This window comes from Oceanicola sp. S124 (assembly GCF_000220565.1).
Classification (GTDB): domain Bacteria; phylum Pseudomonadota; class Alphaproteobacteria; order Rhodobacterales; family Rhodobacteraceae; genus Pseudooceanicola.
Window position 1 is genome coordinate 1 of record NZ_AFPM01000305.1, and the last position, 22,360, is coordinate 22,360.

Below are 22,360 nucleotides of genomic sequence, written 5' to 3' on the forward strand. Positions count from 1 at the left end.
CGCAGGTGGGCTGGGCGTGCGGGGCAGGGGGCTGCATCCCAGTCGTGGCTCTGGATCGTCGTCCTCACCCCTCCCGGGCCTTGCGCATCCACCCGTCACCCGAGCGGCCTTCAAGAGATGGGCAGGCCGTCAAAGCGGTTGCCCCTGCAAGGTCGGCAGGGAACCTATTTCCGCCGACGGCAAAGCCGCCTTTGCATCGCGAGACAAATAGCTTCCCTGCCGACCTCCTCCACGCTGTTCCGGCCCCGGTGAGCCGGCGTGAAGGGGCAACCGCCCCGACGGCTCGTGTCTGCCCATGAAGGCCGCGCGGGATGACGCGCGGACGAGACAAGCCCGGAGGCAAGAAACCGATGACGATCCACACCCACGACGACGCGTATGAACCCGCCCATAGCGCATCCCAGACCGCCCATGCGCTCGACGAGCTCCAGCTCTACGGCTATCGCCCCTTTGACGAGCCCGATCCGCGCCCGATGCCCGATGGGCAGCGCCTCGCCGTCGCCGTCGCCGACATCTTCGACGCCCTCGTCGCGACCCTGGAAGACACCCGTATGGAACCCGACCTCGAAGAGGTTCTCTGGGGCCAGGTCAACCTCTTCCACCGCGCCACGGCCCGGATCGAGCGGTCGCTTGACGAGAACGAGCAAGCGCAGCGCCGCCTCCAGCGCGAGCAGGACGGCTCCGAGGTCAAATCCACCGAACTCGAGCGCCTGACGGCCGAAGGCCTGACCCTCGTCGAACGGCGCAATTGCATGGACGTACTGCGCGATCACGCCGCATCCGAGTTCGTTCAGCACACGGGTTCCACCTGGCGCCCCCGCACTGGCTCGATGGTGAACCGCCAGCACATGACCGCAGCGCTCATCGACAGCCGCGACTTCCTAGCCGCCAAGCGCCGGGCAGAGACCGAGGTAATGCTTCCCGCAGGCCCCAAAGTCGCCCTCACCGGCGGGACCGATTTCAACGATCACCGCCTGATCTGGGGTAAGCTCGACCAGGTCCGGACCAAGTATCCCGACATGGTCCTTCTGCACGGAGGCAGCCCCAAAGGCGCAGAACTCATCGCCGCCAAATGGGCCGAAGCTCGGGGCGTGACCCAGGTCGCCTTCAAGCCTGACTGGACCAAGCACGCCAAGGCCGCGCCCTTCAAGCGAAACGATGCGATGCTGGATGTTCTCCCGGTCGGGGTCCTCGTCTTTCCCGGGACCGGTATCCAGGAAAACCTCGCCGACAAAGCCAAGAAGCTGGGCATCCCGGTCATGAAGTTCGAGAAGGGGGCGTGAGCCCCCTTTCCCTGTTGGGAGAGAACATTGTGGAAACACGGACATACACTTGGTATTGTTGTCGCAGACAAGGTGACCGCAAAATGTTCGATGAATTGCAGCAATTGGAGGTGTTTCCGACGGCAGTCGATCTCAAGCGGATCGACCCGTCTCTCAACATGCGGCGGTTCTACAGGATAAGCGTTCAGCCGGACCTGTTTGGCGGGGTGAGCCTGGTGCGGGAATGGGGTCGGATCGGCTACCGTGGCCAAATGCTGGTCGAACAGCATGATGACGAAGGCAGGGCGGTCAACGCGCTGATGAAGCTGTCGGCGACGAAGAAGCGGCGGGGGTATCGGTTGCTGGGCGAACGTTGAGAACGCACAAAATGTGCACTTACTTCGTCAACCACTTCCCATACGCGTCGACGTCGATCATTGGAACAGTACCACTGAACTGCAGACGAGAGATCAGTTTAAAGAGAAAGGCGGTGGCAGGCTTGCCTTCGGGAACCATGTCATAGTTGCCGTCTTTATCCCGATGAAAATAGCCATGCGAGGCGACGCAGCCTATATCAAGTCGGCTTTCGTCACTTGCACCGTTCAGAAGGTCGACGAATGAATCGCCAAGTGCCGGTTTCCAATCGCTTTCCAGCGTGAGAAGACCGCCAACGATCGGTATCAAGGCCTTTGGAGGATAAACGCCACCAGCGTGCGGAATAGGCAAACTGGTTCGATGCAAGTTGCGTACTGAAGCGACCTTCCTTTGCGCATACCTGACGAGGTCGGCATTTGCCGTTTGTTTGGCCTCGAAGACAGCGTAAACGCTCTCTGCTGGGATGATAATCTCACCCTCATAGTTGAAGATAAAGGGTGAGTACTGGCGATCAAAAACGACGACATCGATTTGCTCGCTGAACTTGCCCTCGCTGTCCACAACGAAGGCTTTTGCGACCTGGTAGCGTTCGGGGAGATAGGTCTGGAGCAGCGCCAGCCAGATCTTTTCACTCGCATCGCCCTTCGAAACGGGATGTGCGAAAGTCTCACGGGCAGCGGACAAGCGCCTCTGAATATCCTCGTGAAGCGACGAGAGAATTACCTCAAGAGACCAGTTGGCCATGTTTCTCCATTTCCACGCATTCGCTTATGACAAAGGAAACCTCGGCCCGAAGAAGGCGCGCCACGCTTTGAGCGCTTCTCCGTTCTGGCCGCGGCGGGCAAGGTTGATCGCATTCGCGATTTCTCGGTTTGCAGTGTCCAGAATTGATTGCGCGCGTGCGATAGCGGCCGCATCCATTCGATCGCTTACTGGACTGCCAAGTCCCGCAGGATCAGGCCAGTCTTCATGAATCCGGTCGCGCAAAGTCGCAAAGAAGGCCTGCAGTTCCCGATCATGCGAGCCCCCCCATCCACCATGGAGGCATTCCATCGCCATGACCTCAATCAGAAACGAAGGTTTGATCGGCTTCTCACCATGCCGACTATTCTGGTTCCAGTACTTAACCATGCGGACAAGACCTTTCCACTCGTTCCCGTAGGCTTGGTGGGCTTCGGTAGCCTTCTGCGCGTGGATCTCGGGGTTGGTGCCCATCCACTTACCGGTGGCATTGTTTGGTATAGTGTAGTTGTCGCCCTCAACGAAGGCCGGTACGGCATCGACACTCACGACACGATAATCCGTGTTGTCGTCGGAATCGATTACAACTCCAAAATCGACGCCAACCGACCTGCCTTGTTTGGTAATTGCCGATCGGCCGTACTTTTCAACCAATGCCAGGTCAAAGGCAGTCAAGATTTCATCTGGGTGCTTGTTCAGATAGTGTCGTTCGTCTTCGCCGAGTACAAAGAAGATATCGACATCCTTCAGCGGCTTGGTCTTGGTCCACCGCTTGTAGCTTCCCGTGAGAAAGCTCCGGTCAATCTGGAATTTCGTATCGAGAAACTCCCGTACCTCGGTCTGGCGTTTCGATGCGTTTTTTTGTTCGTTGTCGTTGAGCTCAAGCCGACTTTTGAATTTCTTGAAGGCTTCCGGCAATGTGATCATGACGCCTTCCTCCAGTACGAGGCTGACGCGCCCAGACCATTGTGTTCGATAGTCGATCCGAGGCTTTGCCGCACCATACCATTCGTCGACCGATAGCCGCACGACGACCAGCCGACGACGTCCGGACGGCCGGCCTTGGTATGGAGAATGAGGTCGTACTTTGCATCTGCCGGCGCAACACCAGCCTTCTTGATCGCCCACTTGAGCTGCTCCGTGTCGGTCCAGAAGCTCGCATCGCCGGATGCCCAGTCATAGCGGACATCGATATCCCAACGGGTGATGAGCTTGTCAGTTCGCGGGTCGTAAATCTCAAGGATGATACGTTCGAGATGTTCGGAATCGAGCCACGCTGTGAGGCCACGCCGGTTGACCTCAGTATCGTTGACGAACTTTGCCGGACTCATGCCGCTTTCGCGAATGATGTCCTTGAGGCTTTTCAGGATGTTATCAGCGACGTACGTGACCGAATGTGTGCGTGTATATGTGATTGTCGTCGTCATGACTTCAGAAACCCCTCTACATCCAGCTCAAGTCCCGTTGATGACCGGGTGCCGTCATCGCGTGCCTGCTTCTTCTCATCTTGATCGCGAGCGGTGATGCGGTCGCTCTTTTCCTTTAGGGCGGATTGGACCCAAGCTAGGTCATCGGGGTGGCAGGGCAGCGAGATGGACCAGTCACCCTTCAGCGGGTCAAACCCCAGCACGTCTTCATTCGCATCCGATCCATCGATCGCGTCATCATCAAACAAACAATAAATACGGGTTTGCGGACCGTCGCACGACACGATGATGGCAGTTGCTCCACAAGCCTTGTCGGCGATTGTGCTACTCGCGATCCCTCCAACGCTCTCAAGCTCGGATCGGGCACCCGTGTTTGTCGCAGTCAGGAGGTCCACAATCTGGTTCCAAGTAGCCAGTGTGTCTCGGTGGGGCGAACTCCGAAAGGTTCTGCGGGCGACTGTTGCCATTATTTGCCCTCCTTCTTGGCGCGGCTCTTGCGTGCGGCCCGGGCGGCTGCTGCGATCTGTTCGATCGTCACGGTTTCCGGTGCCATGGCGACAGTGGGGTCGGCGGCAAGCGCGTTGGCGACTGTCTTGCGGATCGTTCGCCCGTCTAGATCGACGAATTCGGAAGCGCAGGCCTCGAATTTTGGATGTTTCGTGAGCTGTCCGATCTTGGGATAGATGGCACTCAGGCCTGTGAGACAGTCTTCAAGGATTTTCCGGCAGGCGGTTGCGTTTGGCAGCGGGATCTCAATCACCAGATCGCTACGGGAGATAAAGGCGCTATCGACCGCTTCCGGGAAATTGCTGGTCGCGACGAACAGAAGATTTGGATGCGCCTCGGCAAGAAGATCGAGCTGCACCAGCACGGCATCTGTCGCTCGATGCACGTCAACCGGGTTGGCGTCCATGCTTAGCTTTGAGCGATCGACGGCGAGCGTCTCTACCTCATCAAGTAGCACGATGGTGGGGCCACCGCTGGCCAGTTCCGCAACAGTCTGTGCGAACAGGTCCGCGACGGCTCTCTGCGTCTTCCCCATGGACGAGCTCGTGAGCCCATGCGCCTCAACCTCGACGAGGCGGAAGTTGGAACTCTTAAATACTTCGGCAACGCGATTGGCCAGCCCTTTGGCGAGCGATGTCTTTCCGGTGCCGGGCGGGCCGACGAGAAGCAGAACACCGTGAAGCGGAAGCACCGAGCGCGGGACGTTGGGGCGGACCGTGAAGTTCAGAACGGCCTGGGACAGGAGTTGCTTTTTGAGCAGATCGTCGAGAATGATCGAGCCCCAAAGGGCCGCCAGATCCCCGTTCGGCAGGTCGGTGATCTTTTGTATGCCCTTCGGCAGCTCTCTCGCAAATTGCATGTTCATCGCCGTTCTCGCTGCTCTGATCTCCGAGCCGGCGCCTGGCCCGGCTACTCGACGGATTTCAGTGTTTGGTGCGAGTCTGAATGCGACTCGCCGTTGTCGCCTTCGTGATAGCTAGTGCATCTCGTAGAGGTTTACAAGATCGCAAGAAATCTATAGTAGTGTAAACCGATAGAAAGGTTCAAACCCATGATTGGTCATAGGCTACGCATCGCACGTGCTGCAGCCGGTCTTTCGTTGCGCGATCTGTCGGCTCAGATCGACGGATTGGTCACGGCTCAGGCCATCGGAAAGTACGAACGGAATGAGGACATGCCACGCTCGGGTGTTCTTTTGGCGTTGGCGGATGCGCTGAACGTCTCGGAGGAGTACCTACTGAGCGACGACGATTTGGTACTAGAAGGTGTCGAGTTTCGAAAGAAACCTGACACGACGGCCCGCGAAGAGGCGGCAATCGAGGCGAATTCTATCCATCTCCTGGAGCGTTATCTGGCCATCGAGGACCTACTTCATCTCAAGAGCGTCGACTGGGAGAAGCCGCGCAGTGCGCCCCATCCGGTGAGTGACATCCGAGATGCAGAAGACGCGGCTCGATCCGTGCGCGAAGACTGGGGGCTGGGCAATGATCCGATCCCGCAACTGGCGGAGTTGCTCGAAGAACGCGGTATCAAAGTGCTTTCCCTGTCTCTGCAGAACATTGATGGTCTGGCAGCGAAGGTGCGCCGCAAAGACCACATGGCCGCGAGGCTAGTTGTCGTAAAGAGCGATGCTTGGGCGGAGCGCAAGCGGTTTACGCTTGCGCACGAACTTGGACATATGGTGATGGACCCGTCGCCTGACATGAGTGAGGAGGAGATCGAGAAGGCAGCGCACCGGTTCGCCGGGGCCTTTCTCATACCTGCTGATACGTTGCGCGCAGAAATGGGATCCAACCGATCGTCAGTTTCAATTGGCGAGCTTGTTGCGCTTAAAGAACGGTTTGGTGTTTCAATCCAGGCGATCGCTTACCGCTGCAAGGATCTCGGCATTTTGAACCAGAGTGCCTTTGTGCGCCTCTTCAAGCTCTTCAACCAACGCGGATGGCGCAAGCCGCCTTATACCGAGCCAGGAGCCATTCCACCGAAGTGGGAAGAACCGAAGAGGTTTGAGCGCCTGTGCTATCGGGCCCTTGCCGAGAACATGATTGGCGAGCCAAGAGCTGCGGAACTGCTGGGCATCTCGGTCCGCGAACTTGGAATCAGGTTGGATAGCGCGGTGCAATAGGTGTGGAAGTCCTTGTTTCGGATACGTCGGTGATCATAGATCTCGACCGAGGTGGACTTCTCGACCAGTTGTTTGGCTTGCCATATGAGTTTTGCGTACCGGACCTCTTGTACAAGAAGGAGCTCGCAGGCGATCTTGGAGATCGGCTGCGAGCGTTGGGTTTGAATGTTGTTGGACTTACATCAGATGAACTGACGCGAGCGACCGCTCTGCGCCGGCAAATCAAAGTGCTCTCAACACCCGACACATTCGCATTCTCTCTTGCAGAGGCTCGGCGCTGGACCCTGCTGACCGGGGATGGCGCCCTTCGTGATCTTTGCATTGAGAGAGGAGTAGTGATGCATGGTGTGCTTTGGGTCATTGCCGAACTTGACCGCATCGGCGTCACTGATGCGACGGTTTTGCATGCAGCACTAACAACCATCCATGCTCATCCGAGGTGCCGACTGCCAGTTGGAGATGTCCGGCGCCTCTTGTCGGTTCTTAGTCGCGGAGGTCGATGAAGCAGCATGTGACCCACGGGAGTTTCAGTGGCGATGGACCGTTCCTAATCCCGGTGTGCCCGCTGACCCGAACGAATATCTCCTATTCAGTAAAAGGCCTGTTTCCGTCCATTTTACATAAACGAATTATCGGGCTTTCAGGGTGTAGCCGCAAAGCTATTATGTCACCCATGAGCAAATCAGGAATGTCACTCTTCTGCGCAGGCAATGTGCGGGAGAAGCGATGTGGGATGGGTGATGATGAGCGCGCGCGATTTGAACCGTGTTGAATTTCTTGCGCAGATCGATGACGGCCGCCTGACGGTCGGAAACGGTGCCAATCTGCTGGCCTTAAGTCGCCGCCAGGTCTTCCGGTTGCTGAAGCGCTACCGGACGGCCGGAGCCGGCGCGATCCGGCACAAGGCCCGCGGGCGCAGGCCGAACAATCGCATTCACAAGGCCAAGCGTGAGTTCGCACTGTCCCTGATCAAGGAGAACTACGCCGATTTCGGTCCCACGCTGGCGGCCGAGATGCTGGCCCAGCATCATGGGTTCAAGGTATCGCGCGAGACGCTGCGCAAATGGATGGCCGAGGACGGGCTGTGGCTGTCGCGCAAGCAGCGCCGGACGTTCCACCAACCGCGTCTGCGCCGGGAATGCTATGGCGAGCTGATCCAGGTCGACGGATCCGAGCACCGCTGGTTCGAGGATCGCGCACCGCCCTGCACCTTGCTGGTCTTCGTCGACGATGCCACCAGCACCCTGATGGAATTAAGGTTCGTCGCCTCGGAAAGCACCTTCAGCTATTTCGAGGCGCTGGATGGCTATCTGCGGCAGCACGGACGCCCGGTTGCCTTTTATAGCGACAAGCATACGGTCTTCCGGGTGCCAAAGCCCAGCCCGCACATGACCGGCATGACCCAGTTCGGGCGCGCGCTGGCCGAGTTGAACATCGAGATTCTCTGTGCCAATTCGAGCCAGGCCAAGGGCCGTGTCGAGCGGGCCAACCGCACGCTGCAGGACCGGCTGGTGAAGGAACTGCGCCTGGCCGGGATTTCGGACATGGCGGCTGCAAACGCATTCCTGCCCGGCTTCATCGACCGGTACAACGAACGCTTTGCCAAGTCCCCGGCCCGACCGGACAACCTGCATCGCGCCCTCAATGTCGAACCCGATCGGCTGAGCGAGATCCTCTGCCTGCGCGACAAGCGCTATGTCACCAAGGACCTGACCTTCAAATATGACCGCAAGCGTGTCCGGCTCGAGATCAACGATCTGACGCGCGGTCTCGTCGGAAAGTATGTCGACACCTACGAGTATGCCGATGGTCGCATTCAGGTGCGCCTGGCCGGCATGGTTCTGCCCCATACGATATTCGACCTGCATCAGCAGCGTGTGACCCATGCCGACATAACCGAGAACAAGCGTCTGAGCGCGGTGCTGGCCCATATCAAGAAGGAGCAGGACAAGACGCAGCGCTCAGTCGAGGTCAAGCCGAAGAGCGCAAAGAACGGCTACAAGTTGACCGAGCACGGTCGTCGCGGTCGCCGCTCGAAACTGGAAATCCACTATGCCCGCAAGCGCGCCGAGCAGGAAAGCCGCGCGGCCAGCCAGCGCAGCGATACCTGAGGTCCTGCCCTGTCAGCCCGCGCCCCCGAAGCCCCCGGCAGTGACGCTTCTGCTTTGCGCGCGCAGTGACATTTCTGGATGGTTGCAACACAGGGTTGGCCGTTTTACCATTTTGATTTTCAGGCTTCACTTTCGAGATTCAACCAGTACCTCGTGTAACGTCTCTCACCGGTCCGGCTGAGTGCCCCCTTTTCGACCAGATCCTGCAAATCGCGGGTCGCGGTTGCACGTGACGTTTCGGTGATCTTGAGATAGTTGTCGGCGCTGAGGCCGCCTTTGAAACCGCCAGGGCCTTCCCGAAACATTCGAGCGATGGCCTTGGCCTGGCGTTCGTTCAAGTGGTCTCTGTGACGATCGTAGAAGTGTGCCTTGCTGATGAAGAAGCCGACGCGGTCGAGTGTTGCCTGTTGGGCCTTCAAGACAACTTCCGCGAACCAGACGAGCCAATCGGTCACGTCGAGCGTTTTTTGATGCTGCTCGAGCTGGTCGTAGTATGCCTTGCGCTGCTTCTCGATGGTGAAGGCGAGCGAGATGAGGGTTGGCTGGCCAATGTTCTGCGCCAGCGACTTTTCAGCGAGGGCGCGACCCAAGCGGCCGTTGCCGTCTTCGAATGGGTGGACTCTCTCGAAATAGAGGTGGCTTAGCCCTGCGCGCGTCAGCGCTGGAAGCGGCGCTGCTCCCCCGGCCCGGTCTTGTTGAACCAATCCGCGTATCGCTCCATCTCAGGCATGACCCGCTCCGAGGGAGGCGCTTCGAAATGGATCGTGGGCCGGTCAAGGCGGCCGGAAACGATTTGCATCGCCTCGGCGTGTTGTCGGTAGGCCCCGATTGTTTTCAACCGACGGTCATGGGACAGTAGCATCCGATGCCAGCGGTACAGTGTCTCATGGGTCAGCGGCTCTGCAAAACTGGAATAGACGTCGACCATCATTTCCGCGGCGCCCTGTTCGCGCGGTTTGGCAGGATAGCTGTCCGGATCGAGGCCCAGATGGCGGCGCAGCGAAGACTGGACACTGAGCCGATCGAGGATTTCACCCTCGATGGCGCTCGTCTGCATCGCTTCCTCGCTGAGCAGTTCGATGCGGAGTTGCTCGCGCTCCGGCGGACTGACATGATGGACCGCGCCGAGGATTTCTCCGGACGACAGCAGGAACGTCTGCTCAAACGGCTCCAGAGCGGAGGCGTCATACCGGAAATCCGGCCAATCGGGCAGCGTCCAGTTCCAAGCCATGAGTTATAGACATCCTTTCTATAACTCATACCTAGATCACTATTGAGGCATAGAAGTCAAGTCTATCGCTCAAAGGAACTATTGAGCGGGTAGTTATGGCTCTGGGCAGGATGGACAGCAGGTTGACCGGAGTCACGCTAAATGACCGAAGCACTGCCCGACCTTCGATTGTCTGATGCGACAATCCATTTTGTCTGTCGTTCCAGCCCATTTCAAGATGCCGCCAAAAGCCCCGCCGGCTAGCATGCCTTGGGTGCGTCCATTTTGAACATCTCGACGACCACATCCGCGCGGGGACGACCAAACCAAGCTTGCTGGAGCTCCCCGTTGTTCCATCTGTAAAGGTAACCGACGTGATCGCGGTCGTGCCGGTTGATGATCTTTCCGACCGCTTCTGCATACAGCTTCTTCGTTTGGGTCATTCGTGTTCTCCAATGGTGACGAGCCGACCCTTAGGATGTGTCTCTGTCCCAAGGTGCTTTCTCCGCGGCCCTTGTCGGCTACATTCAGTGGGCGTGAGCGGGTGCCCGCCAAGGTTGCAATTCGAGCCTTGATGCTATGCGCAAAGTTGATAAGTCACGGCCCAACACGAAACTGGACGAAGCACCACGAAACGCGACGCCATATGGCACTGATAAAAAATGGAAAATTTTTTCAGCCCCCACATGGCGGTAGCGAAGATTTCAAGGAACTCTTCGCGCGTGTGGCGGCTGCCGGCGTCGGGCGGCCCGTAGACAAGGATGGGTTCCCGCAGGGGCCCTGGACACCCGACCTCCTTGCTGCGGCTATCTCACAAATCAGCGTCAATCCGACCGGCATCGAGTTGCGAACGGTCCAGCTCTGGTTTGAGAACAACGACAAGGGCATCAGCTCCAATAACATTCGCTGGCTTGCCCGGGTCTTAGGGTGCAACGATCCGGAAGCGGCAAGCGCTTGGCAAGCGGAGTTGAGTGCTGCCCAATCAAGACTGGTTGCAAAGCGGCGTGCCGTGCGTCGCTCCTGGAACGATTTGCGGGGTGAGCAGGATGTAGAACATCAGTTGCCGGCTGTGCCGGAGCCAGCCGCGGACAATACACAGGGAGGTCGGTTCAGCATCGCCCGGGTTTCCGAAGCAGCATTCAGCAGCAAATCATTCCTGAATTTGCCCGCATCAATCTTTGCTGGTGCCGTCGCGCTTCAGTTTGTCTCCTACTTTCTGGGCATTCACAGTGTCACCTATGCTGACGAGGATGGCATTGAGAAACAGGTCGGATTCCTTTGGGCTCCGAATTGGACATTCCTTTTTATTGTTTTGATGCCTCTCTTTCTTTCCCTCGTGGTCCATCAAATTGCCGATTGGAAAAGCACGGGACGCTCCAGGTTAATTGCCAATGCGGCTGATTCAAATCAGCTTGGTGATTGGCAACAAAGAGTGGACGCTTCATCCTATACCTTTGCGGCCGTCTTTCTCATCTGTATTGGTTTTGCCGGAATCTTTCAGTGGATCTATGTGCGTCTCATCCCGGTTCTGCATGGCAAGGGAAATTACGCGATCGACTGGGGTTCAAAGGCACTTGTCCGACCGGACGAAATTGGTGTTGTTCAGCAAGTGGCTTTTTCCGGAGCCGCCTATCTCTACATGAGCGTATGTTTCTACCTTTTCGTCGCGGGCCTGATCTTGCTCACGACCTTGATCGATGATTTCACTCATCTGGAAGAGAGCTTGCACGGCCAGCTTGCTGCGGGGCTGACCCCACTTGCCGAGGAGGTCGGCACGACGATCATGCGCGGGGTTTTTCGCTGTACTGTAGCAGGGCTTCTCATCGCGATATGCATGAAGCTGCAAAGCTTGTACGTTGTCGTGTCTGCCCCAAACATCTGGTCTTGGCTGGTTTCTGACATCGGATCGGTCCCTACTCGGCTTGGCCAGCCGGTTGATTGGGGCGAGTACAGCATGCCGACGCACTATACTAGCCTCCTGGTGGCTTTCCTGGTCTGCGTCGTCTTCACCTTTGGGGTCACGCGGATAGGTCTGAAAGGATATCTCGATATCCCGTTGCCTAGAATGACTACCGCAGTACTCTTTCTGACCCTGGTCTACCTTCTGATCGGCGTGATCACGGGGTTCACGGTCCTCCTTGGCATCGGAATTGTCGTTGCCCTGTATGGCCTGATTGATCCTGGATTCGGAACCTCAAAAAAAGGGCTGCGGGACGGTGGCTATGTACTATAGGTGGCTCGATCGATGGGATGAGCGCAGGACGCGGCGCCGGGATCACGACAAGACGGTGACCGGTTTGGAGCTCGACACCGACCTGGCATTTCCTGGGGCGGGAAGTTCTGGCGGAGCCGAAGAATTCTACCGTCTGGCTGAACAGGCGGTCACCGATTCGTCGTCGTTTTTCGGTCTGGACGATGCCTTGCCGCAAGCGAGCCGGGACGGCCACTGGCTAAGTTTCCCGTCGAGCATTGTGACTGAGACCATTGAGAACAACATTGTGCAAGCCAAGCTAACAACGGCCGGGGCGTCCAAACATGCACTCGTGGTATTCCACCACTGGAACGCCACCTCGCGGAACCCGCAACTCGCAAGGTTTTTTTCTTGGCGCGGTTTCGCAGTCTTTGAGATCGCGATGCCCTATCATCTGGAACGCACGCGCCCCGGTTCGTCCCATGCCGATTATATGCTCAGCCCGAATCTCGGCCGAACCGTTCGCTCGATAAGACAGGCGGTGGTCGACGGACGCCAGCTCATCGGAATCTTGCAACGGGACGGATACGAGAAGATTTCTGTTCTCGGCATAAGCCTGGGTTCCTGGGTGGCGGGCCTGATTGCTGCCCATGAACCTGTGGTGAACAAAGCCTCCTTGTTTCTGACGGGCGGAAGCCTGGCGGATATGGTGTGGACGGGAAGTGCGACGCGACACATTCGCGCCAGCCTGGAAGACAGCATCGACCTGGCCCAATTGCGCCAAGCGTGGTCACCTATGGACCTTGAGAGTTACACCGAAAGACTCGCCCGGTCCGGACTCGATCTCCAGATGGTTGTGGCTGGTCGGGACCGGGTCGTATTGCCGAACTTGTCAAAGCATCTGATTGAACGGATCGCACACGCGGGCGCCAAGCCAACGGTAAAGTGGGTGAACTGCGGACATTACTCGCTGTCCCTGCCTACCTATATACTGGATGCGGGGATATCTGCGTCAAGATTCCTGAACGCCTGATGTCCTGCAGTCGCGCCCGGTGGCCGGCATCCGATCACGGTCACGCTTCATTCGGGCGCTTCGAGGTATTCGGGGCGATTTACTCTCGTTCGGCTTTGCCGACTACTCCGCTCCCATCTCTGGAACTCGCTGGCTCCGCCTTCCCATTGAGCTCGTCGAGGATCTTGTCGATCTCCGCCCAGATGCGCGGCTCCACCTGGCCGCGGATCAGAGCCCATTTGCTCAGGACGTCAAGAGGGTCGTGATCTCGGAGAAGGACGGCGAGGCTTGTCCTATCCACAGCCAGGGACGTGCGTGCCTGCCACTGCGTGTTTCGAGTACGCTGCTCCTCTGCAACTGGCGCGAAGACCGGCGACAGTTGCCAGCCTTTGACCGCACGGCGCAGGGCGGCACGCACGACATGTGCTGGCTCAACACCACAACTCTGGAGCGCTGCTTCCTGTCGTTCGAGTGCGTTGACCCTGATGTCAATCTTCCGGGTCGGGCTCAAAGCGCGCGCCGATACGGGAGCTCTCCGGCTGGTATGCGGGTCAGAGCTTTCCGCGGTGACTTGATGCGGCGCCACGGTACCTTCCGGCACAAGCTCTGACTCGTGCCGATCAGCGTCAACGTCAGCGGCTGGGGTGCCTGTCTTTGTTGCTGTGACCTGTGCCTCATCTTCCTTCCCCGGAACCTCTCGGTCACCCTGTTGCAGGGCGGCGGCGTAGGCTGGGTCGGGCCTGGTGATGGTCGGGATCTTCTTGCGCAATCGACTGTCCTCACGCAGCAAGAATGTTGTTGAGGATGTCCGTCGCCTCCTCGAGCGCCTCGACGACATGACGTACATGTGGACGCATCAGAGGGTTTGGATCAGATTGCTTTTCCAGCGCCAAGGCGTGGAGAAGCCCCTTCTGATCCATCTCCTTATAAGTGTTTCGTCGCATCATGACGGTCTCAATCACCGGAAAACGGGTGAGCGCTTCTTCAATCAGGGCGGCGTCAGCACGGGTCGTTTTCGGGTCGACCATATTGAGGACAACGTGGTGGCGCGGAAGGCTGGTGGGGTCGTCAACACGGAATTTCAGCTTCTCAAACCAATCAGCCGTCTGCGCTCCGACATCGAAATCAGACGTCGACAGCATGACGGGCGTCACAATGTGGTCCGCAAGCACCGCGATGCCGTCTGACCATTCGGCACCGACCCCTGCGGTATCGATGAAGATGAAGTCTGCCGTGCCTGCCATGTAGACCTGATCGATCTGATCCTCGACACCCGCCACGCTTTCGACGGTGGCCGAGCAGAGAAGCGGCGAACTCAGCCCACCGGCTTCCGCCCGAGCATGCCAGGCCCCGAGTACTCTCGTGCTGTCCGTGTCGATCAACATCACTCTGCGTCCGGCGGCGATCGCGGCGCTGATCAAGGCGCGCGAAAGCGTCGTTTTTCCACTGCCCCCTTTCCGGGCCATCGCTGCGATCACCACAAGATTTTCGTTCGGCATTCTGACCCTCCGCAAAAATAGTGAATCGCAACGATAATGCCAAAGTGTCGCTAAACGCATGCTGCGGAGGGGTCAAGCAGAAGTCGGGATGCGAACGACGTTTGGCATGCCGCGGGTGGCGTTATGCGATGACCGTGCGACGTCTGCCGTGGCGCCGTCAGCATTCGTCGCGGGGCATCACACACCCTCCAAGTGTCGGGATACGTTTGGCGATGCGCTTCGGACAGACTGCACGAGACAGTTAGCACGCTCCAGACGACGGAAGGCAGTCTCGCGTATGCCGTTCCGCGGGTGACGCGAGACGGTTGGCACGCGGCAAAACCCGTCGTGCGGGGTGCAAGAGACGGGGCGCAAAAGACGCGATGCGCGATGCGGAGACCACGTCGCGTGGTGCAATGAGCGCGAGGCGCGATCCATTCGACAAAGGACGGGAAATCGCCCCTGCAGGGCGATTTTCTACATTGAGTACAATCCCTTATGGCCGACTCCACTTGCGTTGGGAGTCGGCGGGCTTGTACGAAGTTGGCAAGAAATAGGAACGTTAACTTCAAAATGCCTCGCCGCCGCAGATTGTCAGAGATCGAACGATCGACCATCGCCCAAGAGCGCCGGAACGGCGTCTCCGCGGCGTCGTTGGCCGCGCGCTACGATGTCAGCCTGAAGACGATCTACAACGTGGTGAACCACTGGGATGAGCGTCAGACAGCGAACGGCAGCCGAACGCGGGTTGTGGGGATCCGGGTCTCGGACGACGACCTGCGCCGGTTCGACGCGGCGCTGTCGCGGCGCGGGATTGCGCACCGCTCGGATGCAATGCGCCGCCTGATGCTGGCGGCCGAAGGTGTCTTCCTGCCCGACGACGAGATGTGCGACGAGTTGCGCAGCCTCGGCGCCGCGCTCAACCGGGTCGGCAACAACGTGAACCAGATCGCGCGACGTCTGAACGAGGCCAAGGTGCGGGGCGAGAGACTGTCCTACCCGGCCTCAAGTCACCGTGACGTCCGCGCCCTTGCGGGTCTGGTCTTCGATCTGGCCGACCAGGTCCAGGAGATGTCGCGTGCGCGGCGCAGCGTGCTGGACCTTGAGATCAGCTCTGCCCTGGCGGGCCTCGCCGAGAGGGATGAGAATGGCGCGGAGTGACCGGGTCCGTGGCATCGACCCGGCGCTATTTGACCGAGGCTGGAGCCGAGTTTCGGGATCCTGGCAGGGGCTTTCCAAGGGCGCGCAGAAGGTGCGGGCCGCGCGCGGCTATTCGCCAGCGATCTTCAAGGCTATCTCGAAAGGAGGCTGCCACACCGGGGCGCAGCTACGGGCGCAGCTCACATATCTCACGACGAAATCGACCCATATCCTCGACAGCCGCGGCACCCATGACGGGAAGAAGCAACTCTCGGATGCCGAGATCAACCGAGTGGCGCGGCGGTTCGAGAACCAGTGGAACGAGCGCTACAGCCCCAAGCTTGGCCATACGTCGCATCTGCTAATGGCATTCCCGGTTGGGACCAGGGGTGAAGAGGTGCGCGATATCACCCAGGCGGTCTGCGAGAAGTTCTTTCAAGGTGAGGGGTCGCAATTCGACTATATTGCTGCAATACACCAAGATCGCGCGCATCCACATGCGCATATCGTTCTGAACCGCCGCAGCAAGGATGGCGAAATGTTCTTTCTCGGGAAGGATCATCACTTCAACTACGACGCCTTTCGCGAGGCGATGGTCGAGGCGGCCCAAGTTCATGAGATCCGCCTTGAGGCGACGCGTCGTCTGGATCGCGGCGTCACGACCTACCGCGCCGAGATCGATGAAATCTACAAGGCCCGCGACGAAGGCCGTCCCCCAGTCGAGCGCCAGAGAACCGGCGCTGACCTGGCGGCCGCTCTGGAAAACGTCCGACAGAATGCCCTGATCTATCGCGGGCTCGCGGCGGAGGCGTCACGCTCGAATTTCGAAGACGTGGCCGAAGCGCTCGAGAGGGCCAGCACCATCCTTGCCAGTGGCGGTCAGATTCAATCTGACGGAGCCATCTACATGTCCCAAGACGAAGCAGCGTTCGACACGCTGATCACCGAGTTTTCTCAGAACATTCGCCAGATCGAGGCGGCGATCGACAGGGCGCCGGCGGCCGAGAGGCCGGTGATCGAGCGCAAGCTGACCGACGTTCTGGCCTCGGTCGCGCATTTGAACCCGCTCGGGGATCGCTCCGCCGCCCTGGTCGATGCCCCATCCCGGGACGGCATCTATGCAAGGCCGAACTTAAGTGAAGAACACCTCGCGCGTCTTGACGATGGAGAGGTGGCATCAAAGCTGGCCGAGGCGTTGCAAGGCACGGGCATCGATGCCGAGTCTGTGGCCGCGCGCCTGCGGGAGGGGGCAGGCAATGCCGCATTGGAGCGCCAGTGGCTGGCACAGGATCTGCAGGGGATTGCCAAAGCAAGCGACCTCGATCTGGAGAAATCTGCGGACCGGGAAGACGCGCTCGACAGGCTGGAAGCCGTGCATGTTCGGCTGGGCGATGTCCTGACCGACGTACGCGTCCTGCGCGCGCCAACCGAGGTCGACGAGGTGGATGACGCTGAGGAAGTGCTCGGTGAGCGGTTGGTGGCACCAGGGGGTGATCTCGAGAAGGACGGGCCCGACATTTTTGCCCCATCTGAGCGGCATGAGTTCAGAGCGCTGGTGGCGCAGTTCCGCCGGACGGATTTCGATCATCCGTTCTCCGACGATCCCTCCGTGCGGCGGGCGGGTGCCGTAGAGGTGGAAGAGGCCCGCGCCGCGTTCGACGCCTATGCGCAGAGATCTCCGCAGCATGCCGAATTGGCCTCGATGGCTTGGGAACAGATGACTGCCAGTCGAATGCCGCCGCACTATGCGGTATCGGAGCAGGACCGCACGCTTCATGCTGGCGACATGGACCTCGCCTTGCGGGATCCTTCGGATCATCTCGGTCCGATCACCGAAGAGCTCCGCACCCTCGCCCGCTATCGCACGGAGATGCCGGATGATGAATTCGGGCAGGCCGTCCAGGACGAAATCAATCACCTTCGTTCGCTCGGCGCGTCGCGTGCCTATATCAGCGAGCGCAGTTTCGAGATCGAGGACCAGGCGCGACAAGACTACGCCGAGCGCCGGTATCTGGAAGAGACAGCGCCAACCGTCATGGCCTTTGTGCGAAACGCCGACGTCGAGGGCCCGCTCTCCGAGTCAGAGCAGCAGGACATCGTCCAGCAGATAAACGAGCGACTAAGCCCCGACGCAATCGACGCGCTGCGGGCCGGTAACGCGGACGTCCTGGACACATTCACCGAGGATCCGCTGCGCCAGCTGGAACTCGCCAAGACCTATCTTCAAAGCAGCGAGGTCACCGCGCATGGCCCGGCCATGGAGCGCGTTCTCGATGCATTGGCGGAAGAACTGATAGAAGCGCAGCGCGCGCGCCACGCCGCGGCACATGGTGAGAAGGGGATCACCCATGGATAAAGGCAAGATTGCCCTCGGTGTGTTGAGCCTCGTGCTGGTCGGTCTCGCCATGGGCTATGTCGTGGCGACCGGCTTTGTCATGTTCCGCTATGGGCTTTCTCCCACGCGTTTCGACGTCACCCTGCTTGCCCGCGAATATCGGGGTCTGTCTCAGTCTGCACCGAAAGACTTCCTCTGGGTGAACCTCATCCTGGGCGGCTTCGGCCTGGCATCGCTGATGCTGAGCGTCACGCTTCTGGGGGATGCATTGACCCGCTTCGGGACGACGCATTGGCAGACTCGCAGCGAGATGAAGAGGAACGGTTTCTTTGCCAAGCCCGGCGGCGGCTTCCTTCTGGGCAAGCTCGGCTCCCCGAAATCCAAGCGCCCATTCCTTGTCTCAAAAACCTTCCCCCACGCGCTGATCGTGGCGCCTACAGGCCGGGGCAAGGGCGTGGGGTTCGTGATCCCCAACCTGCTGACCTACAAGGGCTCGGCCGTGGTGCTCGACGTGAAGGGCGAGAACTTCCGCGAGACCTCGCGCTTCCGCGCCAGCATGGGGGACAAGGTTTTCCGCTTCGCGCCGACCGACTGGGACCGACCGACACATCGCTATAATCCGCTGGCGCGCATTGCTGCCATGACCAACCCCGACCGGCAGCAGATGGAGCTGAAACTCACCGCCAAGCTCTTCCTGCAAACCGACAACGAAAAGCTGAGCGGGCTTCTGGCAGGCGGTATCGACTTGTTCGTGGCGGCCGGTCTTCTGGCTTTCGAGCGCGGCGTGCCGACCATCGGCGAGATCTACCGCATCACAGCCTCGGGGGGCGACAAGCAGAAGGAATACCTGAAGCGTTCGCAGGAGGTGAAGAACAAGTCGGCCAAGCTGATCTTCGAGCGCATGGCTTCGACCAACAACGACACCCTCACTTCCTACCTCTCCCTCCTGATGACATCGGGTCTCGACACCTGGGACAACCGCGCGATCGACGCGGCCACCGCGACCTCTGACTTCTCATTCCGGGATATCCGCCGCCGCCCACATGCGATCTATCTTGTGGTTGAATCCGAGATGATCCGCCCGCTGGCTCCGCTGATCCGCCTCTTCTTCTCGGACCTGATCGCCTCGCTGCAGGCTCAGGAACCTGGAGACGACGAGCCTTGGCCGGCCATGATCATGCTCGACGAGTTCGACCGGCTGGGGAAAATGCCGATCGTCGCCGAAAGCATCAAGACGCTGCGCTCCTTCGGCGGCAACCTCGCCATCGTGACCCAGACCATCCCCGCGCTGGACGAGATCTATGGTGAGAACACCCGCAGGTCGCTTCAGGGTGGCGCCGGGGTAAAGCTCTACCTTACCCCGTCCGAGCAGAAGACCATCGAGGAATTGAGCCAGGCTGTCGGCAAGACGACCAAGCGCGTGGTGACCCGCTCCCGTGCTGTTGGACGCAATCCATTCGAAGGGCGCAGCGTCTCGGAAAGGACAGAAGATACCCCGCTTCTGACCGAGGATGAGGCCCGGCGCATGGACCTAGACGAGGTCATCCTTGTGATCGACGCGCAGATGCCGATCCGGGCAAGAAGGGTGAAGTATTTCGAGGACCCGGTGTTGAAGGTTCTGCACGCCGGTCAATCGGGAAGCTTCCCGTATCCGGATGAGGAAGGCCTTCGGCGGGACCGACAGATGTCCGAGACTCGCGAGACGGTCGAGAAGCTGAAGCAGGAATTGCAGGAGGTTCGGGCGGCTGCGGGACCGCGGGAAGTCGACCCGAATGCGCCTAACGCGGCGAAAACTGACCCTGTCAGCGCAGCGAAGGTTCGAGGCCGCGCGGCTCGTGCTGCTGGAAGCGGAGGTGGCCAGGGACAGCTGTCGCTCGATCTCGCAGGAATGGGTCTCAACCATGCAGGCAGATCAGAACTGGCAGCGGCAGTGCAAACGACGCGGGCGATCATTGAAGCGCATGGATGACTAATGGCCGCCGCCTCTCTGGCGGTATTATGCTGGCTCCCAGAGACGTGCACACGGATCGCACATCGCCGTCACAGGGCGTTGCGAAGTCGGTCCAATCTGCCCGAAAAATCCGAGGTTTCCCTGCAACAACGATTTGCTTGGCGACCGCAGGACGGGATGGACCCGATATCCAACCAACTCCACGTTAAACTATTGTTTCTGAATCGCTTCCCAAAACGCTCCGCCCACCACTGACGTTGTGACCATGCCCCGCATCAGCTCTACTTGGAGCATCTAGTTTCCCTGTGACATGCTTTCTTGATAGTTCCGCTCGCCCTCTGGCCATGTGCTCTTGATGTAGGCTAGCACCGCGCGGATTTCCGCGTCGCTCAGAACGCCTCCGAACCCCGGCATGTCGCTCTCGTAGCCGCCGCCGACGATCGCGGCCGTGCCTTCCTTTACGATGCGGAACAACACATCGTCGGGATGGTGCCAGGTGTGACCGCTGGCGTCATGGGGAGGCGGCGGCAACCGGCCCGAGGGAAGCGGCGAGCGCCAATCAGGTTGGCCTTCGAGATCCGTTCCGTGGCATGCGGCGCATTGATCGGAATAGATCTGCCGTCCTTGCGAGACGACCTCTACCGAGGCGATACCGCTGGTTGAAGCACTGCGATAGTGCCAGCCCGCAATCACAATGCCGCCAGCGGTCACACCTGCCACCGCTATTCGGACGCCTCTTCTCAAGTGTTCGGTCCCGATCGCTTTAGTAATTTATCGCCTTCACGCTGAGGCCGAATCAGCCAGAGACGTATCGCCGGCGGCAATGGACATTTTTGCGAGCAATGTCTATCTTTCTGGCATGTTCGCCCGAGTCCTCTCCATACTTGCCATAATCTCGATCGCCGTGGTTACGACGATCGGCGCAGCCCATGCTACGCGAATGGGCGGTATGCAGCTGGACCATACGGATCATCTTGGTGCGATGATGCACGCGTCCGGCGACGCTCATCCATCCTGTGACGGCAACCAGCATTGTGGAGCGACCGACGCCTCCATTTGCGAGTTTGTTTGTACAGGTCTGTCGGTTTTCCTGGCGATGCCGGGGGTGGAGACCGGACACGCCTTCGAGCCCGCGGACCACGACTCTCCCGCCGGGGCCGTCCACGTCAGCCATATGCCAGGACTGAACGAACGACCTCCCAAGCTCCGTCTCCTCTGATAGCGCCCGGGCCGACGCCCGCGGCGTCCCCATAGGCATTTTTGTACGGGACGGAATGTCCCGAGGAGACGACCATGAACACCCTTTCACGACGCGGTTTTCTTGCCGCAAGCGCGGCCGCCGTTGCAGTTGCGCACATGCCCCGGTTTGCCCTTGCGCAAACCCCTGACTCACTTCGCCTAGCCGCGGCCACGCGCACGCTCGACATCGACGGACGCGCGGCTTCGGTCTTCGGCCTTGCCGGTTCCGGCGGCCAGGGACTGGTGCTCGATCCCGGACAGCGGTTCCGGGTCGATCTGACCAACGATCTCGACGTCGGCACGATCATACACTGGCATGGGCAGATCCCGCCCAACGCGCAGGACGGCGTGCCCGACATGCCGATGCCCCTGCTCGCGCCGGGCGAGACCCGATCCTACGACTTCGAGGCGCGGCCCGGCACGCACTGGATGCACAGCCATGTGCCAACCCAGGAGATGCAGCTGCTCGCCGCGCCGCTGATCGTGCGCTCGGCCGAGGATGTCGCCGCCGACCGGCAGGAGGTCGTGATGTTCCTGCACGACTTCTCGTTCAAGTCCCCGGAAGAGGTTCTGGCCGAGATAAGCGGCGGTCACGCGGGCGGCGGTCACGGAGCGCAAGCGCAGCACGGCGGCGCCCAACCGATGCAGGGGATGCCCATGGGCGGCATGGGCGCCATGCCGGGCATGGATCACGGCGCGATGGGCGGCATGCCAATGAACCAGATGCCGGGTATGGGCGGGATGATGGGCATGGGCGGCCAGATGGGCGGTATGGCCATGGACCTGAACGACTACGACTGGGACGCCTATCTCGCCAACGATCGCACGCTATCTGACCCCGAGGTGGTGCAGGTCGAGCGCGGCGGCCGTATCCGGCTCCGCGTCGTCAACGCCGCGGCGGCCACGGTGTTCTGGATCGACACCGGAGCGGCCGGGGCGCGCCTCGTCGCGGTGGACGGCCATGCGGTGCGGCCGCTGCCGGGCAACAGGTTCGGGCTCGCCATGGCTCAGCGGCTGGATCTGGAGATCGACCTGCCGGACGAGGGCGGTGCCTGGCCGATCCTCGCGCTGCGCGAGGGGGCGCGGGAGCGCACCGGTCTGATCCTCGCCACGCCCGGTGCCGAGGTGCGGCGCGTCGATGCCGTGGCGGAGGCTGAAGCGCCCGCGTTCGACACCGATCTTGCGCAGGAAGCACGGCTGATCGCGGTGGACGCCCTGCCGGAGCGCCCCGTGGATCGCAGCCAGATGCTGATGCT

The 22,360-nt window shown here is 60.0% G+C and carries 20 protein-coding genes and 1 pseudogene; 11 read left to right on the forward strand and 10 right to left on the reverse strand.

What is annotated here, in order from left to right:
• Positions 1-350 precede the first annotated feature (350 nt).
• On the forward strand, positions 351-1,283 hold the full coding sequence (locus OS124_RS0120590) for a DUF2493 domain-containing protein (protein WP_010141866.1): 933 nt from the start codon (positions 351-353) through the stop codon (positions 1,281-1,283).
• A gap of 83 nt (positions 1,284-1,366) precedes the next feature.
• Positions 1,367-1,639, forward strand: coding sequence for a WGR domain-containing protein (locus tag OS124_RS0120595; protein WP_010141867.1), 273 nt, complete (start codon positions 1,367-1,369; stop codon positions 1,637-1,639).
• Between the two features lie 19 nt (positions 1,640-1,658).
• Here OS124_RS0120595 and OS124_RS0120600 read toward each other — a convergent pair whose 3' ends face one another.
• From OS124_RS0120600 to OS124_RS0120620, 5 genes are read right to left on the reverse strand one after another with little or no spacing between them, the layout of a single operon-like run.
• Positions 1,659-2,381 carry a DUF6602 domain-containing protein gene (locus OS124_RS0120600; protein WP_010141868.1) on the reverse strand — a complete coding sequence of 241 codons (723 nt, stop codon included), beginning with the start codon at positions 2,379-2,381 and terminating at the stop codon, positions 1,659-1,661.
• 24 nt (positions 2,382-2,405) lie between these two features.
• Positions 2,406-3,305, reverse strand: coding sequence for a CBASS oligonucleotide cyclase (locus OS124_RS0120605; RefSeq protein ID WP_010141869.1), 900 nt, complete (start codon positions 3,303-3,305; stop codon positions 2,406-2,408).
• Positions 3,302-3,805: a hypothetical protein gene (locus OS124_RS0120610; RefSeq protein WP_010141870.1), complete on the reverse strand. Its 504-nt coding sequence runs from the start codon at positions 3,803-3,805 to the stop codon at positions 3,302-3,304. Before OS124_RS0120610 ends, OS124_RS0120605 begins: the two co-directional genes overlap by 4 nt.
• Entirely contained in the window at positions 3,802-4,272 is a 471-nt protein-coding gene (locus OS124_RS0120615) for a hypothetical protein (protein WP_010141871.1), read from the reverse strand. Before OS124_RS0120615 ends, OS124_RS0120610 begins: the two co-directional genes overlap by 4 nt.
• Positions 4,272-5,177 (reverse strand): AAA family ATPase, encoded by a 906-nt coding sequence (locus OS124_RS0120620; protein ID WP_010141873.1) that lies wholly within the window; start codon positions 5,175-5,177, stop codon positions 4,272-4,274. The genes OS124_RS0120615 and OS124_RS0120620 overlap by 1 nt, the downstream gene beginning before the upstream one ends.
• A 186-nt stretch (positions 5,178-5,363) precedes the next feature.
• Here OS124_RS0120620 and OS124_RS0120625 point away from each other — a divergent pair, with 186 nt between their 5' ends.
• The 3 genes from OS124_RS0120625 to OS124_RS0120630 all read left to right on the forward strand — a co-directional run bounded on the left by OS124_RS0120625 (position 5,364) and on the right by OS124_RS0120630 (position 8,548).
• A complete protein-coding gene (locus tag OS124_RS0120625; RefSeq protein WP_010141874.1) occupies positions 5,364-6,437 on the forward strand; it encodes an XRE family transcriptional regulator in 1,074 nt (357 codons plus the stop codon).
• 29 nt (positions 6,438-6,466) lie between these two features.
• Entirely contained in the window at positions 6,467-6,940 is a 474-nt protein-coding gene (locus OS124_RS26695) for a hypothetical protein (protein WP_202799079.1), read from the forward strand.
• A gap of 225 nt (positions 6,941-7,165) precedes the next feature.
• On the forward strand, positions 7,166-8,548 hold the full coding sequence (locus tag OS124_RS0120630; RefSeq protein ID WP_029375612.1) for an ISNCY family transposase: 1,383 nt from the start codon (positions 7,166-7,168) through the stop codon (positions 8,546-8,548).
• A 119-nt stretch (positions 8,549-8,667) separates the two neighbouring features.
• On the opposite strand, the pseudogene OS124_RS25440 reads toward OS124_RS0120630, so the two are convergent.
• Positions 8,668-9,779: pseudogene (locus OS124_RS25440) on the reverse strand (Fic family protein).
• A gap of 239 nt (positions 9,780-10,018) precedes the next feature.
• Positions 10,019-10,201 (reverse strand): hypothetical protein, encoded by a 183-nt coding sequence (locus tag OS124_RS25445; RefSeq protein ID WP_010141877.1) that lies wholly within the window; start codon positions 10,199-10,201, stop codon positions 10,019-10,021.
• A gap of 203 nt (positions 10,202-10,404) precedes the next feature.
• Here OS124_RS25445 and OS124_RS0120645 point away from each other — a divergent pair, with 203 nt between their 5' ends.
• Together OS124_RS0120645 and OS124_RS0120650 are read left to right on the forward strand one after the other, a co-directional pair.
• Positions 10,405-11,991 carry an RcgA family putative transporter gene (locus OS124_RS0120645; RefSeq protein WP_050900934.1) on the forward strand — a complete coding sequence of 529 codons (1,587 nt, stop codon included), beginning with the start codon at positions 10,405-10,407 and terminating at the stop codon, positions 11,989-11,991.
• A complete protein-coding gene (locus OS124_RS0120650) occupies positions 11,981-12,982 on the forward strand; it encodes an RcgR family putative quorum lactone hydrolase (protein WP_010141879.1) in 1,002 nt (333 codons plus the stop codon). The genes OS124_RS0120645 and OS124_RS0120650 overlap by 11 nt, the downstream gene beginning before the upstream one ends.
• A gap of 79 nt (positions 12,983-13,061) precedes the next feature.
• Here the strand turns inward: OS124_RS0120650 and OS124_RS25450 are convergent, their stop codons facing one another.
• A complete protein-coding gene (locus OS124_RS25450) occupies positions 13,062-13,730 on the reverse strand; it encodes a hypothetical protein (RefSeq protein ID WP_010141880.1) in 669 nt (222 codons plus the stop codon).
• A gap of 10 nt (positions 13,731-13,740) precedes the next feature.
• The gene (locus OS124_RS0120660; RefSeq protein ID WP_010141881.1) at positions 13,741-14,460 is read right to left on the reverse strand and encodes a nucleotide-binding protein; all 720 of its coding nucleotides are present in this window, start codon (positions 14,458-14,460) and stop codon (positions 13,741-13,743) included.
• 552 nt (positions 14,461-15,012) lie between these two features.
• Between OS124_RS0120660 and mobC the strand changes: the two genes are divergently transcribed.
• From mobC to OS124_RS0120675, 3 genes are read left to right on the forward strand one after another with little or no spacing between them, the layout of a single operon-like run.
• The gene (gene mobC, locus OS124_RS0120665) at positions 15,013-15,600 is read left to right on the forward strand and encodes a plasmid mobilization relaxosome protein MobC (RefSeq protein WP_029375614.1); all 588 of its coding nucleotides are present in this window, start codon (positions 15,013-15,015) and stop codon (positions 15,598-15,600) included.
• A complete protein-coding gene (locus tag OS124_RS0120670; RefSeq protein WP_010141883.1) occupies positions 15,587-17,935 on the forward strand; it encodes a relaxase/mobilization nuclease domain-containing protein in 2,349 nt (782 codons plus the stop codon). The genes mobC and OS124_RS0120670 overlap by 14 nt, the downstream gene beginning before the upstream one ends.
• On the forward strand, positions 17,928-19,883 hold the full coding sequence (locus OS124_RS0120675) for a type IV secretory system conjugative DNA transfer family protein (RefSeq protein WP_010141884.1): 1,956 nt from the start codon (positions 17,928-17,930) through the stop codon (positions 19,881-19,883). Before OS124_RS0120670 ends, OS124_RS0120675 begins: the two co-directional genes overlap by 8 nt.
• A gap of 276 nt (positions 19,884-20,159) precedes the next feature.
• Here OS124_RS0120675 and OS124_RS26265 read toward each other — a convergent pair whose 3' ends face one another.
• A complete protein-coding gene (locus OS124_RS26265; protein ID WP_224953406.1) occupies positions 20,160-20,516 on the reverse strand; it encodes a c-type cytochrome in 357 nt (118 codons plus the stop codon).
• Between the two features lie 642 nt (positions 20,517-21,158).
• On the opposite strand from OS124_RS26265, the gene OS124_RS0120690 reads away from it, so the two are divergent.
• Positions 21,159-22,360: multicopper oxidase domain-containing protein (locus tag OS124_RS0120690; RefSeq protein ID WP_010141887.1), on the forward strand; the 1,202-nt coding region annotated here is incomplete at its 3' end.

Coding starts and splice junctions, on each gene's coding strand:
- OS124_RS0120595 (WP_010141867.1), top strand. CDS start 1,367: ATGTTCGATGAATTGCAGCAATTGGAGGTGTTTCCGACGGCAGTCGAT.
- OS124_RS0120625 (WP_010141874.1), top strand. CDS start 5,364: ATGATTGGTCATAGGCTACGCATCGCACGTGCTGCAGCCGGTCTTTCG.
- OS124_RS0120675 (WP_010141884.1), top strand. CDS start 17,928: ATGGATAAAGGCAAGATTGCCCTCGGTGTGTTGAGCCTCGTGCTGGTC.
- OS124_RS0120660 (WP_010141881.1), bottom strand. CDS start 14,460: ATGCCGAACGAAAATCTTGTGGTGATCGCAGCGATGGCCCGGAAAGGG.
- OS124_RS0120670 (WP_010141883.1), top strand. CDS start 15,587: ATGGCGCGGAGTGACCGGGTCCGTGGCATCGACCCGGCGCTATTTGAC.
- OS124_RS0120645 (WP_050900934.1), top strand. CDS start 10,405: ATGGCACTGATAAAAAATGGAAAATTTTTTCAGCCCCCACATGGCGGT.
- OS124_RS0120610 (WP_010141870.1), bottom strand. CDS start 3,805: ATGACGACGACAATCACATATACACGCACACATTCGGTCACGTACGTC.
- OS124_RS0120600 (WP_010141868.1), bottom strand. CDS start 2,381: ATGGCCAACTGGTCTCTTGAGGTAATTCTCTCGTCGCTTCACGAGGAT.
- mobC (WP_029375614.1), top strand. CDS start 15,013: ATGCCTCGCCGCCGCAGATTGTCAGAGATCGAACGATCGACCATCGCC.
- OS124_RS0120605 (WP_010141869.1), bottom strand. CDS start 3,305: ATGATCACATTGCCGGAAGCCTTCAAGAAATTCAAAAGTCGGCTTGAG.
- OS124_RS0120620 (WP_010141873.1), bottom strand. CDS start 5,177: ATGAACATGCAATTTGCGAGAGAGCTGCCGAAGGGCATACAAAAGATC.
- OS124_RS0120590 (WP_010141866.1), top strand. CDS start 351: ATGACGATCCACACCCACGACGACGCGTATGAACCCGCCCATAGCGCA.
- OS124_RS0120615 (WP_010141871.1), bottom strand. CDS start 4,272: ATGGCAACAGTCGCCCGCAGAACCTTTCGGAGTTCGCCCCACCGAGAC.
- OS124_RS0120650 (WP_010141879.1), top strand. CDS start 11,981: ATGTACTATAGGTGGCTCGATCGATGGGATGAGCGCAGGACGCGGCGC.
- OS124_RS25445 (WP_010141877.1), bottom strand. CDS start 10,201: ATGACCCAAACGAAGAAGCTGTATGCAGAAGCGGTCGGAAAGATCATC.